The sequence below is a fragment of the Kitasatospora phosalacinea genome, from assembly GCF_000716545.1.
Classification (GTDB): domain Bacteria; phylum Actinomycetota; class Actinomycetes; order Streptomycetales; family Streptomycetaceae; genus Kitasatospora; species Kitasatospora phosalacinea.
The window spans coordinates 1-367 of record NZ_JNWZ01000189.1; the positions used below are offsets into that span (position 1 = coordinate 1).

Here is a 367-nt window from a genome sequence, read left to right on the forward strand (position 1 = left end):
GCATTGGGCGTCCTGTCCCGCTTTCGGGTCGAGTTCTACGAGTGCCTTTACGCCCGCGCGGATGTGCTCTTCGAGCTCACGGACGCGGTGCTGTGTGCGGAGGGGCCGGTCAGGACGCTGGTCGAGCTGTCATTGGCGGCCGAGTACCGGCGCGGGCACGGTGCGCTGTACCGGGGGCTGGACCGGGGGCTGGACCGGGGCTGGGCCGAGCCCGCCCGACTGCGCGAGGTCCTGGCCGGTCTGCCGCTGCCGCGGGCGGCCGACGGGCGGATCGTGCTGGCCGTGGACGTGAGCAACTGGCTCCGCCCCGACGCCCCGACAAGCGACGAGCGGCTGTTCTGCCATGTCTACGGACGCGGGGACCGCA

Annotated in this window: 1 protein-coding gene; it reads left to right on the forward strand. The window is 72.8% G+C overall.

The window, feature by feature from the left end; all coding sequences use genetic code 11:
- Positions 1–3 precede the first annotated feature (3 nt).
- Positions 4–367, forward strand: a 364-nt coding sequence (locus OO48_RS34080; protein WP_245194926.1) for a transposase, incomplete at its 3' end; no start/stop codon positions are given.